Below are 19,272 nucleotides of genomic sequence, written 5' to 3' on the forward strand. Positions count from 1 at the left end.
TACCACTTAATATGCCATATATTTTTATAGATAAATATCAGTAAAAAAAGAGGAAAAATGAAAACAAGATATTTCTTACTTGCCACATTTTCTGGAGTGCTTACCACTCTGGCAATTCCAAATGAAATAAAAAATATGGGATATTCAAGTATTGGTCTAGTTGCATACATACCACTTTTCATTGCATTAATTAAAGTAAAAGATAAAAAAACTCTCATCAGTTTAACAATTTTTTACTTTTTAGTAGCTAATAGTCTACAAAATTTTTGGCTTGCATTTTTTCATTCATTTGGGCTAATTACATTCTTAGGCGCAGTATCTGGATATATTCCCTACGCTTTCGTTTTAGGACATTTTCTATACTATGCATTAAAAACTTTTAAGAATAAAACATTGACTTTAGCTATACTTTTCACATTTTATGATTATTCAAAATCAATTGGATTCGCAGCATATCCTTGGGGATTCTCAGCCTTTATGGTAAATAACTTCAATGATCTTATACAAGTAGCTGATATTTTTGGGGTCTTTTTTGTATGCTTCATCGTTTACTTTTTTAATGCAGGAATTGCAAATTTTTTAATAAGACAAAACAAAATAAACACATTAAGCGTATTATTCTCCGTTCTATTAGTAAGTACATCTTTTGCTTACGGAATCATGAAAAAAATAGAATTAAATCCAATCTTAAGCAAAGAAATAGATACTCTAAATATTGCAGCAATCCAACTTAACATTGATCCATGGCTACCTGGAAATCATAAACAAGGAATTCAAACATCTATCAAGCTTACAAAACAAGCCTTAAGAAAACATCCTGATACAGAACTTGTACTTTGGAGCGAAGGGGCATTAGCCTTACCATTCAATTCTTACAAAGATTACATTTATTATGATGAAGAATTGATTGAATTATATGATTCAGTAAATGAACTAATAAGCAACAGTAAAGCCCATTTTGTAATTGGTTCACCTTCAAAACCAGATAAAAGATCATTAACACATCAAAATTCAGTTTACGCAATAAAACCTAACCTTAAGATAGAAAATATATACTCTAAAATATTCTTAGTTCCATTTTCAGAAAAAATACCATTTTATGAATATAAATTTGTAAGAAAATTTTTCCGTCAAAACTTTAACATTACAGGACAAATCAACGGCAATAAACTTGAAATCTTTAAACTCAAAAAATTCAATTTGGGACTCTTAATATGCTATGATGATGCATTCCCAGACCTTGCAAGAAATTACAAAAAACAAAACGCAAATCTACTATTAAATTTTTCAAATGATTCTTGGTCACATACAGATTCATCAGAGTGGCAACATTTTGTAGTAGCAAAATTTAGAAGCATAGAAAATGGAATCAAAACCGTTAGAGCTACAAATTCCGGAATCACTGCTATAATAAATGAATATGGAGAAAATGTTAAAAGTTTAGAAACATTCAAAAAAGGATATCTAATATCAAGAATAAAATTGCCTCCAAGATTCACAACAATCTATGAACACATTGGAGACCTATTTATATATGCTTTGGCCATAATAATTGTAATCATGACACTAAGATTCTATTTTATTGAAAAGAGTACCCATTTATCATCCTGATTTTCAAAACATAAAGTTTGAACATCTCTCCAAAATGGAATATTTTTAGTAACATCATTTTTCTTAGCTTTAACTCTAACACTATAAGAAACATCTGTATTTTTTATAATATTTAAAGATTTGAGGTCATAAAAATCATCAACTGCAAGATAACTTACATCGTCCTTACTAATATCATTTGAAATCAGCTCTAAACTTGAAATAAAATCAGTTTTAGGCTCAATTCTACCCAAAACTTTAACCTCATCAGCCACAACAGAATCAAGTAAATTTAAATCTTGCAAGAGAAGAGCTCTTATAAATTTGCTAAACTGAAATTTAACTGCTTGTTCTTTATATTTTTTTCTCTCTCTATTTGCAATATATTCTATTTTAGGAGCATTTGTTATTTCACTAATTTCAATTTTACTATGAATTATCCCTGGAATATCATCAAGTTTAACATCATCAAATGCAAGGAAGTTAGTCTCACCCTCCAATTTAATCTTAGAATCAATTTCTTCTACAGCGACTTTAAGATTAACTTCTTCTTTTAGTCTCGGATAAATTTCCAAAGCCTTTTTTTGAAAAATTTTTCCCTTTTTAACTTTGCCAACATCAATGTATCGCTGTCCAACCTCATAATAAAAAATAGCAAGTTCTTTTTGTTGCTCATCAACTACAGAACCATTTTTTGCAAATAAACTTATAAAAGCAAAAGAAAAAAACAATAACACCAATTTTTTCATACTAACCTCCAATAAAATCTAGTCATCCTCAAAAAAACAAAAATACAACCATAAATCATCTATAAATAATTATATTACAAGTTTATCTTTAATGAAAGCAATAAGCTTGCTTTTGTGTTTATCATCAAAAATATTTATGTTATTGTAATCAAAGCTCAATTTAGGCGATAAATCATAACTATCATACCAACTTAAATATTTCTCATTAAGACCTTCAAGATACTCTCTAGGAATGCCTGTCTCAAAACTCCTATTTCTATTTTTAATGCGACGCTCAGCTTCATCAACACTACAATCAAGATAAATCACCAATACAGGTTTCTGAGAATATTCAAGCATATTATCAAACAAATCAAGATATACCTTATATTCATCATTGGAAATATATCCACTATCATTTAAAAAAGAAGCAAATACACGATCTCCATAAATAGATCTATCAAGTATCCCTCCCTTAGTCTTAAATATACTCTTTATAAGCTTAAATTTTTCATTTAAAAAATTAAGCTGAACTAAAAAAGCCCACCTAGACTTATCCTTATAAAATTTATCTAGAATAGACAATGTAAATTCATTATTTAATTCACTGTAAAAAGGAATATTAAACTCCTTAGACAAAACATGTCCAAGTGTAGTTTTTCCTACCCCAATTAAACCCTCAATTACAATTACCAAAACTCCCTCCAAAATTTCTAACTAATATTAATAATAATTAAAAACAACATCATTTAAACACATAAAAACATAAATTATTAAAAAAATATAAAGTAATAAAATGTTTAAAAAAAAGAACTAAATATTAATAAATTCATATTTTTAAATTATTGACATTGACAACAATAAAAAATAAAATCTCTAATATATAAAACAATTTTATATACTTTAATGCTTAAATTCAGGAGAATATTCAATGAATAGCAAACACAACCTAAACAGTCAAATAACATTGTTTAAAGGAATAATTAAAAAATTCATAAAGGAAAGATGTAAAAATTTTTTCATCTCAAAAAGATTCACAAATAAAATCAAAGAATTAATCAAAAGTTTTAATTTATACAACACAGATCATATAATCTTAAACGACCAAAAAGGCAATGGTCAAAATTGGAAAAAATTTATAACTCATAATCTCATCCCCTTGATAGCAAAAGATTTATTAATGAATAAAAACCTATGCTACAAAAACAAATATAAAGAGCACATCAATGCTTTTATATCAAATTTCACAAATTCTAAGATAATGAATATTGAAATATCAAATAAAAAAAGAGTAATTAGTCAGCATAAAAAGGCTTCACTAAAGTTTTCATATTTGGAAATAATTTAAACGAATTCAACATAACTAGTACATATTAAAAAAATATTATGCGAAAAAATGAAAATAAAAACATTATTAAAAAAACCATGTAAGTTGAAAAAATATAAAAAGTTAATTTCAAATTAGATTTTAAATAATATAAGGGGGTTAAAGTATGATTTATATACGATTTAAAGAATTTATCGCAGAATTTTTAGGTACATTTATTTTACTGGCACTTGGAACAGGTTCTGTAGCAATGACAACCTTATTCCCATCAAATACTTCTGTAACTGGAGAAATAATAAAGGGAGGCTATACAAATATAGTACTTGGCTGGGGACTTGGTGTAACATTTGGGGTTTATACAGCAGCAAGAATTAGTGGTGCACACTTAAATCCTGCCATTAGTATTGGATTAGCTACTATTGGCAGATTTCCAACGGAAAAACTTTTTCACTACATTTCAGCACAAATACTTGGAGCATTTTCTGGGGCTCTAATGACATTAATTGTATTTTACCCAAAATGGATAGAAATAGATCCTGCATTTGAAAATACCCAAGGAATTATGTCAACTTTTCCTGCTGTCCCTGGTTTTTGGCCTGGATTTATTGACCAAATATTTGGAACATTTTTACTGATGTTTTTAGTTCTAGTTGTTGGAAAATTTATAAAGGGAGACACTCAAAATCCATTTTTTCCTTTCATTATTGGATCAATAGTTTTAGCCATTGGAATAAGCTTTGGGGGAATGAATGGTTACGCTATTAATCCAGCAAGGGATTTGGGACCAAGAATATTACTACTATTAGCCGGTTTTAAAAATCACGGTTTTGACGAAATGAACGTATTCATTATCCCTATATTAGGTCCAATAATTGGTACTATCCTAGGTGCTACAGTTTACGAACTTACCTTAGAAGACAAAGAATGATCCTAAATACAATTCAAACTAACATTGGTTATGACAATAATGTTAAGGAGGAACAATGAATATGAAATATATTTTATCTATTGATCAAGGTACAACTAGTTCAAGAGCAATAATATTTGACAAAAAGGCAAACATAAAAGGATTTGCACAAAAAGAATTTAAACAAATTTATCCATATCCAAGTTGGGTTGAACATAATCCAAACGAAATATGGAGCTCAATATTAGGAGTAATGGCAGAAGCTTTAGCAAACGCAAGAACTTTTCCCAATGAAATTGAAGCAATTGGAATTACGAATCAAAGAGAAACGACAATTATTTGGGATAGGCAAACAGGACATCCAATTTATAACGCAATAGTCTGGCAAGACAGAAGAACAGCTCAACTCTGCGATGAATTAAAAGCAAAAGGACAAGATAAAAATTTTTTAAAAAAAACAGGTCTTGTATTAGATGCTTATTTTAGCGGTACAAAAATAAAATGGATATTGGATAATGTTGCAGGAGCAAGAAAACGAGCAGAAAAGGGAGAATTATGTTTTGGAACAATAGATACTTGGATGGTCTGGAACCTTACTAAAGGAAAAATACATATTACAGATTATTCCAATGCATCAAGAACCCTACTCTTAAACATTAAAACACTTGAATGGGACGAGGAACTATTGCAAATATTAGACATCCCAAAATCAATTTTACCTGAACTTAAACAAAGTTCTGAAGTATATGGAAAAACCGACTCTTCCACACTGGGAACAGAAATCACTATTTCAGGAATTGCAGGTGATCAGTTTGCAGCAACATTTGGACAAGCATGTCTTCAAAAAGGAATGGCTAAAAATACCTATGGAACTGGCTGCTTTGTTACCGTTAACATAGGAAAAAACCCTATTATTAATGAACAACAAACACTTTTAACCTCAATTGCATGGGGAAGAAAAAATTCAATAACTTATGTTCTTGAGGGAAGTGTTTTTATTGGAGGAGCTGTAATTCAATGGTTAAGAGATAATCTAGAACTATTTAGAAAAAGTCGTGATGCAGAGGCACTTGCAGCCTCAGTAGATAATAATGGGGGTGTTTATTTTGTACCAGCATTTGTAGGACTTGGAACACCTCATTGGGATGCTTATGCCAGAGGAACAATTATTGGACTTACAAGAAGCTCAACAAAAGAACACATTACAAGAGCCGCTCTTGAAAGCATTGCATTGCAAAGCTTTGATGTACTAACCGAAATTCAAAACTCAATTCAAGGTTTTGCAATAAAAGAACTAAGAGTTGATGGAAAAGCTAGTCAAAATAATCTACTTATGCAATTCCAATCTGATATTTTACAGTGCAATGTTGTTAGACCAAAAATTACAGAAACTACCGCTCTTGGTTCTGCTTATCTGGCAGGACTTGCTGTAGGATATTGGGAAAGCGCTGAAGAGATTACAAGTCTTTGGAAATCAGATAAAATATTTGAACCTTCAATGAAAAACAGCAAAAGAGAAGATTTAATCTATAATTGGCATAAAGCTATTAAGAGAGCAAAGGATTGGATTCAATAATATTTATATTACTAATTTGTTAAAATCCAAAGACTAGTATTTCTTAAATTATAAACGTAATATATAAAATTATTATTTGATAAAAACAATGGAGATGTTAAATTATGAAGAAGTTATTTGATTTTTTAAAACCAGCACCTCACATAAAAAGAGTACACAAAGAAATAGAAGATTCACTATATAAAAAGTTAAGATTGCAAATCTTTATTTCAATATTCATTGGATATGCTGGTTTTTATTTAACTAGAAAAATTTTTTCATTTGCTATACCAGAGCTTGAAAAAGAGGGTTTCAATAAAGGCCAATTAGGAATAGCTTTATCTGGAGTTTCAATTGCATATGGATTTTCTAAATTTATTATGGGAAATATCTCAGATCGGAGCAATCCTAGATATTTTTTAGCACTAGGACTACTGCTTACAGCAATAATTACATTGTTATTTGGATTACTTTCATGGCAATTACTCGACCCCACAACTGCGATAATGTTAATGTTTATTTTGATGTTTGCAAATGGATGGGTGCAAGGCATGGGATGGCCTGCGTGCGGGAGAACTATGGTTCACTGGTGGGCAAAAAAAGAAAGGGGAATAACTGTAGCTACTTGGAATTTAGCTCACAATATAGGAGGAGGAGGAGCTGGAATAATATCCGCTTGGGCCTTGATTCACTTTAAAGAATGGCAAGCCATATTTTATGTACCAGCAATATTAGTATTAGGAATTGCAATATTTATTCTCATTACACTACGAGATACACCTCAATCTGTAGGATTACCACCAATTGAAGAGTATAAAAATGATTATCCTGACGACTATACAGAAGAAGCAGAAAAAGAACTTGATGCAAAAGATATATTTATAAAATATGTCCTTAATAATAAACTGCTATGGTACATAGCTACTGCTAACGCATTTATATACTTTGTCAGATACGGAGTCCTAGACTGGGCACCATCATATCTCTCGCAAGTAAAAAACTTTTCTATCAAAAATTCAGGATGGGCATATTCCCTTTATGAATTTTCAGCTATCCCTGGAACAATAATTTGCGGATGGATATCTGATAAAATTTTTAAAGGAAGAAGATCTGAGACTGGAATAATTTTTATGACCGCCGCTCTTATCACAATAATTATATATTGGCAACTACCAGAAAATAATCCAACACTTACAACTATTCTCTTAGCAATAATAGGATTTTTAATCTACGGCCCTGTTATGCTTATTGGTCTTCACGCTCTTGATCTTGCTCCCAAAAAAGCTGCGGGCACTGCTGCAGGATTTACAGGATTATTTGGATATATAGGGGGTTCTGTTACTGCTAGCGCTATTACAGGTCTTGTACTGCAACACTTTAATTGGAATGTTTATTTTTATCTATTAATAACTGCTTGCATATTTTCAATACTATTTATAAGTTTAACACTCAAGCAAGAAAAAAAAATTAATAATATCAATAAACAATAATTATATAAACATGGAAGCTTAATAAATAAATATATTATAATGTAATCATCACAATATAAGGGGTTAAATAATGAAATTAATTAAACCAAAATTACTAATGCTTACAATAAATATTTTTCTCATCATTGCCTGTCAGAATGAAAAAATGAGTATGACAAACAAAAAATCACCATTAACTATAGCTCACAGAGGTGCTAGCGGGTATTTACCAGAACATACCTTAGAATCTAAAGCATTCGCTTATGCTTTAGGAGCTGATTACCTAGAACAAGACATCGTTTTGACAAAAGATAATGTTCCTATTATAATGCACGACCCAGAACTTGATACAACAACAAATGTTGCAAAATTATTTCCTGAAAGAGCTAGAGAAAACGGAAGATACTATTCTGTTGATTTCACACTAGATGAGCTTAAATCACTAAGTCTTAGCGAAAGATTTGATCTAGAAACCAGAAAACCAATATATCCTAAGCGTTTTCCCTTAAACGAATATAACTTTAAAATCCCAACTTTAGAGGAAGAAATACAATTTATACAAGGATTAAACAAAAGTACAGGAAGAAACGTTGGGATTTACCCTGAAATTAAAAAACCCTTATGGCATAAACAACAAGGTAAAGATATCTCTAAAATTGTAATAGAAATTTTAAATAAGTATGGATATAAGTCAAAAGAAGACAAAATTTATCTTCAAACATTCGACTTTGACGAATTAAAGAGAATAAGGGAAGAACTTGGATATCAAGGAAAATTAATAATGCTTGTTGGTGAAAATGACTGGAATGAAGCACCAACAGACTATGAATACATAAAATCACAAGAAGGTATGACAGAGGTTGCAAAATATGCCGATGGAATTGGACCTTGGATACCCCAAATTATAATTGATGGAAAAATAACAGATCTAACAAGTTTAGCTCACAAATATAACATGGAGGTTCATGCTTATACATTTAGAATTGACTCATTACCTTCATATGTAAAAGATGCAAATGAGCTATTAGATCTATTATTTAATCAAGCTAAAATAGATGGCCTATTTACAGATTTTACTGATACAGTAGTGAAATTTATAAAACAATAACTATAATTTTAATAAGGAGAATATCTGATTTTTATGGGTAAAAATAAAAAAAAAGAATTAAGAGATATTGATAATCAAGATTTTGACTTAATAATAGTTGGCGGAGGAGCAACTGGCCTTGGCATTGGAATAGATTCAATTACAAGAGGATACAAAACCTTACTCATTGAAAAATTTGATTATGCAAAAGGTACTTCCTCCAGATCAACTAAACTAATACACGGAGGCGTAAGGTATTTAGCACAATTAAATGTGCCTTTAGTAAAAGAGGCCTTATATGAAAAAGCTTTACTTGAAACAAATGCACCCCACTTAGTTAGTAAATGTGCATTTGTTACGCCAATATATAACATTTTAAATATTCCTTACTACTATTTCGGATTAAGTTGGTATCACAACCTTCTTGGCAAGCATAAAAAATCTCAGTATAAAACAAAGCTATTATCAAAATCTAAGACAATAGAAAAAATGCCAAATATCAAAACCAAAGGCCTTAAATGCTCTGTTTTATACTACGATGCTTCATTTGATGATGCCAGAATGGCAATAAGCATGCTTAGAACTTTCACTGAAAAAGGAGGAATTGCGTTTAATTATACAGAACCCACAATTTTTATCAAAAAAAATGGCAAAATATCTGGTGCTATTATTAAAGATAAAATGACTGGAAAACAAGTTATCATTAATAGCAAATGCATAATAAACGCAACAGGAATCTTTGCAGACGAGATCAGAAAATTAGATGATGCTAATGCAGCTAACATTATAAAACCTTCCCAAGGAACACATTTAGTAATTAAAAAAGAGAAACTACATACCGAATACGCAATGCTTATGCCCAAGACAAGTGATAAGAGAATCTTATTTGCTATACCTTGGTATGATGTCACTGTTTGCGGAACTACAGATATTGCAATAAACAAAATTGAGGAAGAGCCTAAAAGACTAGAGAGTGAAATTGAATTCATAATAAAAAATATGAATAATTACTTAAATATTAAAATAACCAAAAATGATATTCTAAGTGTTTACTCAGGAATTAGACCCTTAATAGTAGATCCCAAAGAGAAAAAAAATACCTCAAAAATATCAAGAAACGATAAAATATTTGTATCAGACTCAAATCTCATTACAATTGCCGGGGGAAAATATACTACTTACAGAAAGATGGCTGAAAAAGTTCTAAAAAAAGCAATAGAAGAAAATTTAATACCTGATTCAACATCTATAACAGAAAATTTCAAGCTGCATGGGTATATAGAAAGAGAAGAAGTACTTAAAATTCCTGAATATTTTAGAGCTTATGGAAGTGATTTCGAACATTTAAGTCAAATGAAAGACTTTAACAAAAAGATTCACACAGACCTGCCATTAAATGAAGCCCAAATAACCTTTGCCATTGAATTTGAACAAGCAAAAACTGTTGAAGACATTTTATCAAGAAGAACAAGATCATTACTTTTTAATGCAAAAGCCACAATTGAATCCACACCAAAGGTCGCTGAAATTATGATGCATAAACTTGGCAAATCTAAAGAATGGAAAACAGAGCAAATAAAAAGCTTTAAAGAGGTAGCGATAAAATATTTAGTTTAAAATATGAAAGATTATATCATATCCTCCTTATTTTAAAATCCGCATGTATCATAAGCTTATATTATATTTTATAAAGAAAAGAGTGCCTCACTTAAGCAAATTTATAAGCAATCCTTGAATTTCCTCAATACTGCTTAAAAGTTTAATCTGAGAAACTTGATTTTGCAAAACAGAATAAGCAAGCCTATCAAGCTTTTCATCAATAATCTTAATAATGCGATATTTGGGTCTTTTAAGCTCTCCATTATTACCTCCCTTTTGTTCTTTAAGCGAAATAGAAAATGATAAAACAATAGACAAAAATTCTCCTATAGTTTTTTTATAAAAAATTACATTTTGACGAGAAGGTTCACTTAACAGCTTTTCACCAACATCATTAATCTTGTCTAACATATCTTTAATTAATTCAAGATTAAATTCACCATTTTCAAAAATAATAGAATGCTTATCTTCTCTTACAAGTTCAGCTTTAAATATCGAAGAAAAAATATTTGCTCTATTAACATTAACTTTCTTCTTAGCAGCCTTATAGTCTTTTGAATCAAGATTTAAAACTCCTGCAACCAAATTATTAATCTTCATCTATCTTGCTCGTCATCAAATAAGTACTTATCACGCTCATCTATACAAGCATCCTTAGTTGATTCTTCGCGACTCATTTCCTTATTTACTTCAATTAAAACATCTTCATTAACCTTATAAGAACCCGTATAAATCAACACATCTTTTTCAGAAAAACTAAGACTTCCAATACCAATATTCATATACCCATCAATAATTGCTCCTTCTTCAACCTCAATTGACTTACATGAAATATTGCCAATAATGCATCCTGACTGAAAAATCTTAATTTTATTACTAGCCTGCACATTTCCAAGAACTATTCCAGAAACAACAACTTCATTTGCATTAATATTTGACTTAACTCGTCCTGCCTCTCCAATTATAACTCTTTTAGTAGAATTAATAGTTCCTAAAAAATCACCATCAATTCGAATAAAATTATTTGAAATTAGTTCTCCTTTAAAAAAATCACCTTTTCCAACAATTGTTTTTATATCAGCAAAAATAAAAGATGACGAAATTTTCTTATCCTTTTTAATACTCAATAGATTCAACATTTATTTTGCAGCCCCCGTTGCTAAATTTAAATACATATCAGGGTTTACAACTTGAGATCCTATGCGAACCTCATAGTGAAGATGCGGACCTGTTGAATACCCTGTTTGACCAAGAAAACCAATTACTTGGCCCTTCCTAACATAAGAACCTTTAGAAATGTTTAAACGAGACATATGCGCATAAAGAGTCGAGAGTCCATACTTATGCTTAATTTGAACAAAGTTACCATAACCTGTTATCTGATAACTAGCTCTAATAACTTCACCATCAGCAGCTGCCACAATAGCTGTTCCAATTCTCACACCTGCAAGATCTATACCTTTATGAATATACCATTGTCTGGTAAAAGGCTCAATAGCCGGACCAAAATGCAGAGAAACAATACCATCTCCTTTAACAATCGGCCAAAGAGAAGGAATATCATTTAATAATTTATTTTGAGAATGAAGTAATTTAACAATACTCTTAAGGGGAGAAATTGACCCTTCTATTGTATTCTTAACATTTTTAAGATCATTTAATTCTTTAAGTGCATTGGCTTCTAATATTTGCAAATCAAGAAAATCCGCAAGATCCCCATCTAATTTACTCCGATTTAGATCAATATTACTATCTTTTATTTTTAAGGAAACGTTAAGTTCATCCAAAACTTTAGAAAAATTACTAGCAACAGAATTAATTTCTACAACTGTGTTTCTAAAATCCTCAATCTCAGATTCAGCAAGTGCATAACTTTTCTCAGTAGACTTAACAATAGATTTAAGAGTAACATAATTAATAGAAAGCAAAACAAACCCTATAAAAATCAAAAGAAAAAATAAAAAAAATAAAAATAGAGTTAAGAAAGAAATCTTTATATTCTTAACATCCCCTTTAACATGAGGAATAATCATAAAGCTAATATTTTGCCTAAAAATTGAGTAAACATTACTTAAAAGTTTAAGAAAGGAACTAAAAATCGTAAAAAAGATCTTATCTAATTTTTTAAAAAAAGATAAAATTCTAAAAACTCTTCTGTCTCTCATCACAAAACCCTCACCACTTATTCACTAATCAACAGAGATTTCAACATTTAAAACCTATTTGAAAGCCACAAATTCTGATTTAATGCTTTTAATGTTTAATATCAAGTAATACCACCAAATTCTAAAATTTATCTTCCATATAATCATTATCTCCATTAAATCATAAATTATCTCTATAAGTACAATAGAAATATCAAAAATATACATAAATGATTTATTATTATATACAATGAAAACATTATTCTTTGCAACTACTAATATAAATAAAATAAACGAAGTAAAACAAATTTTAGATATACCTAACATAAAAATCAAAATTCCCAAAAACTTCGATGTAAAAGAGACAGGTAAAACTTTTAAAGAAAACTCTTTGCTAAAAGCAAAAACTCTATTTGAATCTCTAGATAAAAAAAACCCTGTTTTTAGTGAGGATTCTGGGTTATGCATAAAAGCTTTAAATTTGGAACCTGGGATTTATTCTAAAAGATATGATCAATACAAATTAGGAAAGAAACTAGAAACAAATGAAAAAAACCATCTTATTATAGACTTAATGAAAGATAAAAAAAATAGAACAGCATATTTTATATGTATAGTTAGTCATATCTCTATAGACGGAACAATAAGCAATTTTGAAGGCATTCTCAATGGAACAATTGCTTTGGATATTGATTGTTACAAAAAAAACGGATTTGGATATGATCCAATATTTTTAACTGCAAATAATAAAAGACTCAGTGAATTAACTCTTACAGAAAAAAACAAAATATCCCATAGAGGAATTGCATTTGCTAAATTTAAAAAATTTTTAATGCAATCTTTAGATTAATACCCAAAAAAACAAATTTTACAAAACAATATAAATCAAGTATTCAACTCAATTGTAAAATTATACGTAAAGATTTAAAATGGTTATTATTTATAAATCACAATTAGTGTCATATTAACAAGGAGCAAGTTTGATGATAGAGAGAAGCAAAATTAATGAAGATGACAAGTGGGACTTATCTTTTCTATTTAAAAACAATGAAGAATATAAGGAAACAGTCAAAAAAATAAAACTAAAACTTCAAGACTTCAAGAAATATGAAAAATTAGAATTCAACCTAAACATCTTTAAACAAGCATTAAATGATTACTATGAAATTGAAGAAGAACTGGAGAGAACAGTATATTACACACACATTCAATTAGAAACAGATGTAAGCAATCAGACCTCAAACGAACTTCGCGCAATCAATATCAACTTAGAAACATACGTATCAAATTCCACTTCATTTTTTATCCCAAAAATTTTAAAAACAGATACAAACCAAATAAGAGAATGGCTGCAGGACATAGAACTCAAAGATAAAAAAATAGCTATTGAAAAAATCTTAAGAGAAAAAGAACACGTCTTAAGCAAAGACGAAGAGAGAATACTAGCTAACTATACATCTCTTTATTCATCTTATAATGATATATTCTCTGCATTAACAAATGCAGACATGGAATTTGGAGAAATTAATGGTAAGCCATTAAGTAATGCCACTTTCAGTCTATTTCTTCAAAATGAAAATCAAGAAATACGAAGAGAAGCTTTTTTGAAATTTTATCAAGAATATAAAAAACATGAAAATACATTATCCAACCTCTTAATTGCCGATATCAATAAAAATAAATTTTTAGCCAAAACAAGAAAATTTGAAGATACTATTTCAATGAAACTTTTTCAAAACAATATTGATAAGAAAGTTTATACGAACTTAATTGAAACGGTTAACGAAAATTTATCTGTACTTCATGAATATTACGAATTTAGAAAAAATATACTTAACCAAGAATATCTTAATCATTATGATGTCTATGTTCCTCTAACAAAAAACATCAAATTCAAAAACTCCTTTAAAGAAGCCTGTGATAAAATTTTAAAATCGCTAGAAATACTAGGAAGCGAATATACCGAAGTACTAAGAAAAGGACTCTTAGAAGAACGTTGGGTTGACAAATATGAAAATAAAGGAAAAAGAGCAGGGGCATTTAGTGCAGGATCATATAATGGAAAACCTTATATATTAATGAATTACAAAGATGAATCAATAAGAGATATGTTTACCCTGGCCCACGAAGCAGGACACTCCATGCATTCCTATTTCAGTATAAACAATAATCCATTTCCTCAATATCAATATTCTATTTTTGAAGCAGAAATAGCATCCACAGTGAATGAGCAAATACTTGCAGACTATTTACTAAAAAATGAAAATGATATCGAAAAAATAAAATACATTAAATTAAACCAAATCGATGATCTACTTGCAACATTTTTCAGGCAAACAATGTTTGCCGAATTTGAATATATCATTCATGAAATGATTAATAAAGATGAGCCAGTGGTAAAAGAAACAATTAAGACAACCTATTTAAACTTACTAAAAAAATACTTTGGTCCAAATTTTAAATTCGATGAAAACAGTTCACTCGAATGTCTTAGAGTTCCTCATTTCTACTCACCATTTTATGTATATCAATACGCAACAGGCATCACAGCTGCTCTTTTAATATATAAAAACATAAAAAATAACAAAAAAGATGCTACTAAAAATTACATAGATTTTTTGAAAATAGGAGGTTCAAAATATCCCTTAGAATCCTTAAAAGTTACCGGTGTTGATTTAAGCTTAAAATCAACAATAAAAAATACAATTAATATATTCAAAGAACGTCTTGAAGATGTAAAAAAATTATTTTAATAAAGGAGTAAGCTTTGAGGAAATTATTAAATCTTATTTTAGCCTGGTCAGTACATATTTTAACAGCTTCTGGATTAATAGTCAGTCTTTATTCAATAATCTCCATAATAAACACAGATTATAATCTTTTATTAAAACTTACCATTCTTGGACTTTTAATTGATGGGATTGATGGCACACTGGCAAGAAAATTAAAAATAAAAGAAATCATCCCAACAATAAATGGAGAACTCCTTGACAATATAGTAGACTACATAAATTATACGTTCATTCCCACAATATTTTTTTATTACGGTAACTTCATAAGCAATGAATATAAAATAATAACTTGCATTGGAATTTTATTGGCATCAGCATACCAATTCTCAAGATTAGACGCAAAAACTAGCGACGATTACTTTAGGGGTTTTCCATCTTTATGGAATTTTTTAATAATCTTTAACATAATCTTCAAACTAGACCAAACCACAAATCTTAGTATAATATTATCATGTATCACATTCAGTTTTGCACCAATTAAATTCATCTACCCTTCAAAAACAAAAGAATTTAAATATATAACACTTCCTGTAACAGTCATAACAGCCCTATCAGTAATACTTATAACATTCGCAAAGCTGCCAGACACTTATTTAAAGATAGGTAAAACACTAATAATTTTTTATTGTCTATATCTAATCTTAATGAGCATATATTTAACTTACAAGACAAAAAAAAAATAATGAGGTATTATGCATATCATACTAGAATTTATAGATCTCAATATAGCTTATTCGCCAATTGTATTTTTCGGACTACTTATTCTTGCAGGTTTTAACATTCCCATTTCTGAAGATGCAATAGTAATAATGGGTGGCATACTTTCTAGTCGAAAAAATGAGTATACAATCTTAATCTTCCTAGGAATTTTCTGGGGTGCTTATATTGGCGATATAATTTCATTTTATATAGGCAAATTCTTAGCTAACAAATTCTTAAAACAAAAAAAACAAACAAATAAATTGATCGATAAAATGAATTATTACTATAAACGATACGGAAGCTTAACTTTACTATTTGGAAGATTTATTCCATTTGGATTTAGAAACGCAATATTTATATCAGCAGGAATGGGAAACATGCGTACAAGCAACTTTCTTATAACTGACTTTTTTGCAGCCATGATATCAATTACAACTTACTTTACACTAAGCTTTAAGATAGGTGAATCGTTTAAATTAATATTTCCTAAAATTAGGATCATATCACTAATAACACTTATCATCATCACAACAATAATTTTAATAATTTACATTATAAGAAAGAAAAAAATTAAAAAAGTTGACAAACTTTTCAAATAGCAAATATAATATGTATGCGCTGTGGTGGTGGAAGTGGTATACACGCTAGCTTGAGGGGCTAGTGGGCGTAAGCCCATGCTGGTTCAAGTCCAGTCCACAGCATGCTTTAAGAGAAAATCTAACGTTACAAACTGTTAAGTTAATAAAAGGATTAAATATTTAATTTGCTTTTCAATGTAGTAACTATGAATATAAAAATACTATATAAACCTTAAATAGAATATTACTATTTACTGAGGGGAAGATGTCTGAATACAATTTTACCAAAATAGAAAAAAAATGGCAGAATTATTGGGATAAACATAAAACATATAAAGTTAATGAAGATTCAAATATTCCTAAAGAGAAAAGAATCTATATTCTTGATATGTTCCCCTACCCTTCAGCTAATGGGCTCCACGTCGGGCATCCTGAAGGTTACACAGCAACTGACATATTAACAAGATATAAACTCTTAAAAGGGTTTAATGTACTTCACCCAATGGGATTTGATAGTTTTGGATTACCCGCAGAAAATTACGCAATACAAACAGGGAAACATCCCAAAAAAATAACAGAAAAAAATATTGAAAAGTTTAAAGAACAAATTAAAGCATTAGGATTTGCCTATGATTGGGATAGAGAAATCAGAACCCACGATGAAAATTACTATAAATGGACACAATGGATTTTTCTAAAACTATACAAAAAAGGTCTAGCTTACATAAAAGAAATGCCCGTATGGTACTGTCCTGATCTTGGGACAGTATTATCGAACGAAGAAGTTATCCAAACACCTGATGGGCCCAGATCTGAGAGAGGGTTCCATAAAGTAAAAAGAAAACCTTTAAGACAATGGGTTCTTAAGATCACAGAATATGCAGAGAGGTTAATTAACGATCTTGAAGAGGTAGACTGGCCTGAATCTGTTAAAGAAATGCAAAAAAATTGGATTGGAAAATCAATAGGAGCCGAGATTGAATTCTCAATAAAGGCAAGCAAAAAAAAGATAAAAGTATTTACAACAAGACCAGACACAATTTTTGGAGTAACATATCTAGTACTGGCACCAGAACATAACATAGTAGATGAAATCACAAAAGATGAACTTAAAACTATAATTGCAGAATATAAAGACAAAGAAATCCTTAAAAGCGATCTTGAAAGAACTTCTCTTGAAAAAGATAAAACAGGAGTATTTACAGGCGCATATGCTATTAATCCAATAACTGAAGAAGAAATCCCAATCTGGATAGGCAGCTATGTACTTGGAACTTATGGCACTGGAGCTGTGATGAGTGTCCCAGCACATGACGAGAGAGATTTTGAATTTGCAAAAAAATACAACCTACCAATCAAACAAGTAGTGTCTCAAACAGGAAACAATGAAATACTAACAAAACCATTTACTGAGAATGGCATTTCAATTAACACACCAGAAGAATTTAACAACCTCAAAACTGAAGAGGTAAAAACAAAAGTAATAGAATGGCTTACAAAAAACAAAAAGGGTCAAAAAAAAGTCAATTATAAACTTAGAGATTGGATTTTTTCAAGACAAAGATACTGGGGTGAACCCATTCCTATTATACTTGATGATGATTTAAATGAAATACCATTAGAAGAAGATGAATTACCCTTAAGACTCCCAGAAATAGAAAATTATAAACCATCAGGTACAGGCGAATCTCCTCTCTCAAAAGTCCAAGATTGGGTAAATGTTAAACGTAATGGCAAAATATACAAAAGAGAAACAAACACAATGCCTCAATGGGCAGGTTCTTGCTGGTATTACATACGTTACCTTGATCCAAATAACGAAAAAGAATTTGCAAATAAAGAAAAAATTAATTACTGGATGCCCGTTGATCTTTATATTGGAGGTGCTGAGCACTCAGTATTACACTTGCTATACGCAAGATTTTGGCACAAAGTTCTCTATGATCTAGGATATGTCAATACAAAAGAACCCTTTAAAAAACTCATAAACCAAGGAATGATAACATCATTTGCATATCAAGATGAAAATGGTATTTTAATTCCCAATGATGAGGTTGAAAAGAGAGATAATAAGTTTTTTTCCAAAACAAATAATAAGGAACTAAAACAAATAATTGCCAAAATGTCAAAATCACTCAAAAATATAATAAATCCAGATGACATTATTAAAGAATACGGAGCAGATTCAATGAGAATCTACGAAATGTTCATGGGACCTTTAACTGATTCAAAACCTTGGAATACACAAGGACTAATTGGAATTTTTAGATTCTTAAACAAAATATGGGCTATTAAAAACAAAGAACTAACAAAAGAATCAGCATCAAAAGAAATAATATCCGGACTTCACAAAACAATAAAAAAAGTAACAGAAGATATAGAAAATTTAAATTTTAATACCGCGATTTCATCATTGATGATATTTATAAATGAACTTTTAAAACATGATAAAAATTATTTAGAAATCTTCAAACCCCTAACCATTATCCTAGCACCATTTGCGCCTCATCTAGGAGAAGAACTATGGGAGTATATGGGAGAAAACCCTAGTATATTCAAAAACGCAAAGTGGCCAAAATACGATCCAAACCTCATTATTGATAATACAAGAGAGATTGTACTACAAGTTAACGGAAAAATTAAAGACAAAATTATATTAAACAAAGGCATAAATGAGGACACTCTTAAAGATATTGCACTTAAAAATCACAAAATCATGCAAAATATACAAAATAAGCAAATAATAAAGATCATTACGGTCAAAGATAAACTTATAAATATAGTAACAAGATAA

Annotated in this window: 16 protein-coding genes and 1 tRNA gene; 12 read left to right on the forward strand and 5 right to left on the reverse strand. The window is 29.6% G+C overall.

The window, feature by feature from the left end:
* Positions 1-57: 57 nt before the first annotated feature.
* Complete coding sequence (gene lnt / locus bpSLO_RS01155; RefSeq protein ID WP_025375270.1) at positions 58-1,611, forward strand: apolipoprotein N-acyltransferase; 1,554 nt, start codon at positions 58-60, stop codon at positions 1,609-1,611.
* Here lnt and bpSLO_RS01160 read toward each other — a convergent pair.
* Positions 1,575-2,339 carry a hypothetical protein gene (locus tag bpSLO_RS01160; RefSeq protein WP_025407471.1) on the reverse strand — a complete coding sequence of 255 codons (765 nt, stop codon included), beginning with the start codon at positions 2,337-2,339 and terminating at the stop codon, positions 1,575-1,577. The two genes, lnt and bpSLO_RS01160, sit on opposite strands and share 37 nt — an antisense overlap.
* Before the next feature lie 69 nt (positions 2,340-2,408).
* Positions 2,409-3,014, reverse strand: a complete 606-nt coding sequence (locus bpSLO_RS01165; RefSeq protein ID WP_025375272.1) for a deoxynucleoside kinase — start codon at positions 3,012-3,014, stop codon at positions 2,409-2,411.
* A 797-nt stretch (positions 3,015-3,811) separates the two neighbouring features.
* On the opposite strand from bpSLO_RS01165, the gene bpSLO_RS01170 reads away from it, so the two are divergent.
* From bpSLO_RS01170 to bpSLO_RS01190, 5 genes are all read left to right on the forward strand, one after another.
* Positions 3,812-4,573 (forward strand): MIP/aquaporin family protein, encoded by a 762-nt coding sequence (locus tag bpSLO_RS01170; protein WP_025375274.1) that lies wholly within the window; start codon positions 3,812-3,814, stop codon positions 4,571-4,573.
* Between the two features lie 61 nt (positions 4,574-4,634).
* Positions 4,635-6,128 (forward strand): glycerol kinase GlpK, encoded by a 1,494-nt coding sequence (glpK, locus tag bpSLO_RS01175; RefSeq protein ID WP_025375275.1) that lies wholly within the window; start codon positions 4,635-4,637, stop codon positions 6,126-6,128.
* 104 nt (positions 6,129-6,232) lie between these two features.
* A complete protein-coding gene (glpT, locus tag bpSLO_RS01180; protein WP_025375276.1) occupies positions 6,233-7,597 on the forward strand; it encodes a glycerol-3-phosphate transporter in 1,365 nt (454 codons plus the stop codon).
* Between the two features lie 70 nt (positions 7,598-7,667).
* Complete coding sequence (gene glpQ / locus bpSLO_RS01185; protein WP_025375277.1) at positions 7,668-8,684, forward strand: glycerophosphodiester phosphodiesterase; 1,017 nt, start codon at positions 7,668-7,670, stop codon at positions 8,682-8,684.
* Between the two features lie 33 nt (positions 8,685-8,717).
* Positions 8,718-10,280, forward strand: a complete 1,563-nt coding sequence (locus tag bpSLO_RS01190) for a glycerol-3-phosphate dehydrogenase/oxidase (RefSeq protein WP_246989729.1) — start codon at positions 8,718-8,720, stop codon at positions 10,278-10,280.
* A gap of 87 nt (positions 10,281-10,367) precedes the next feature.
* Here the strand turns inward: bpSLO_RS01190 and bpSLO_RS01195 are convergent, their stop codons facing one another.
* The 3 genes from bpSLO_RS01195 to bpSLO_RS01205 are packed head-to-tail and all read right to left on the reverse strand — an operon-like array spanning position 10,368 to position 12,427.
* Positions 10,368-10,862, reverse strand: coding sequence for a YaaR family protein (locus tag bpSLO_RS01195; protein ID WP_025375279.1), 495 nt, complete (start codon positions 10,860-10,862; stop codon positions 10,368-10,370).
* Entirely contained in the window at positions 10,859-11,401 is a 543-nt protein-coding gene (locus bpSLO_RS01200) for a bactofilin family protein (protein ID WP_025375280.1), read from the reverse strand. The genes bpSLO_RS01195 and bpSLO_RS01200 overlap by 4 nt, the downstream gene beginning before the upstream one ends.
* A complete protein-coding gene (locus bpSLO_RS01205) occupies positions 11,402-12,427 on the reverse strand; it encodes a M23 family metallopeptidase (RefSeq protein ID WP_025407469.1) in 1,026 nt (341 codons plus the stop codon). It lies immediately after the preceding gene.
* Between the two features lie 229 nt (positions 12,428-12,656).
* On the opposite strand from bpSLO_RS01205, the gene rdgB reads away from it, so the two are divergent.
* The 6 genes from rdgB to leuS all read left to right on the forward strand — a co-directional run bounded on the left by rdgB (position 12,657) and on the right by leuS (position 19,272).
* Positions 12,657-13,256 (forward strand): RdgB/HAM1 family non-canonical purine NTP pyrophosphatase, encoded by a 600-nt coding sequence (gene rdgB, locus bpSLO_RS01210; RefSeq protein ID WP_025375282.1) that lies wholly within the window; start codon positions 12,657-12,659, stop codon positions 13,254-13,256.
* Positions 13,257-13,389: 133 nt separating this feature from the next.
* On the forward strand, positions 13,390-15,159 hold the full coding sequence (gene pepF, locus bpSLO_RS01215) for an oligoendopeptidase F (protein WP_025375283.1): 1,770 nt from the start codon (positions 13,390-13,392) through the stop codon (positions 15,157-15,159).
* A 14-nt stretch (positions 15,160-15,173) separates the two neighbouring features.
* Entirely contained in the window at positions 15,174-15,881 is a 708-nt protein-coding gene (gene pcsA, locus bpSLO_RS01220; RefSeq protein ID WP_246989731.1) for a phosphatidylcholine synthase, read from the forward strand.
* 9 nt (positions 15,882-15,890) lie between these two features.
* Positions 15,891-16,499, forward strand: coding sequence for a DedA family protein (locus bpSLO_RS01225; protein WP_025375285.1), 609 nt, complete (start codon positions 15,891-15,893; stop codon positions 16,497-16,499).
* Positions 16,500-16,517: 18 nt separating this feature from the next.
* Positions 16,518-16,601 (forward strand) — tRNA-Leu (locus bpSLO_RS01230).
* A 142-nt stretch (positions 16,602-16,743) separates the two neighbouring features.
* Positions 16,744-19,272, forward strand: a complete 2,529-nt coding sequence (gene leuS / locus bpSLO_RS01235) for a leucine--tRNA ligase (protein ID WP_025407467.1) — start codon at positions 16,744-16,746, stop codon at positions 19,270-19,272.

The organism is Borrelia parkeri, assembly GCF_023035815.1.
GTDB classification, from domain to species: Bacteria; Spirochaetota; Spirochaetia; order Borreliales; family Borreliaceae; genus Borrelia; species Borrelia parkeri.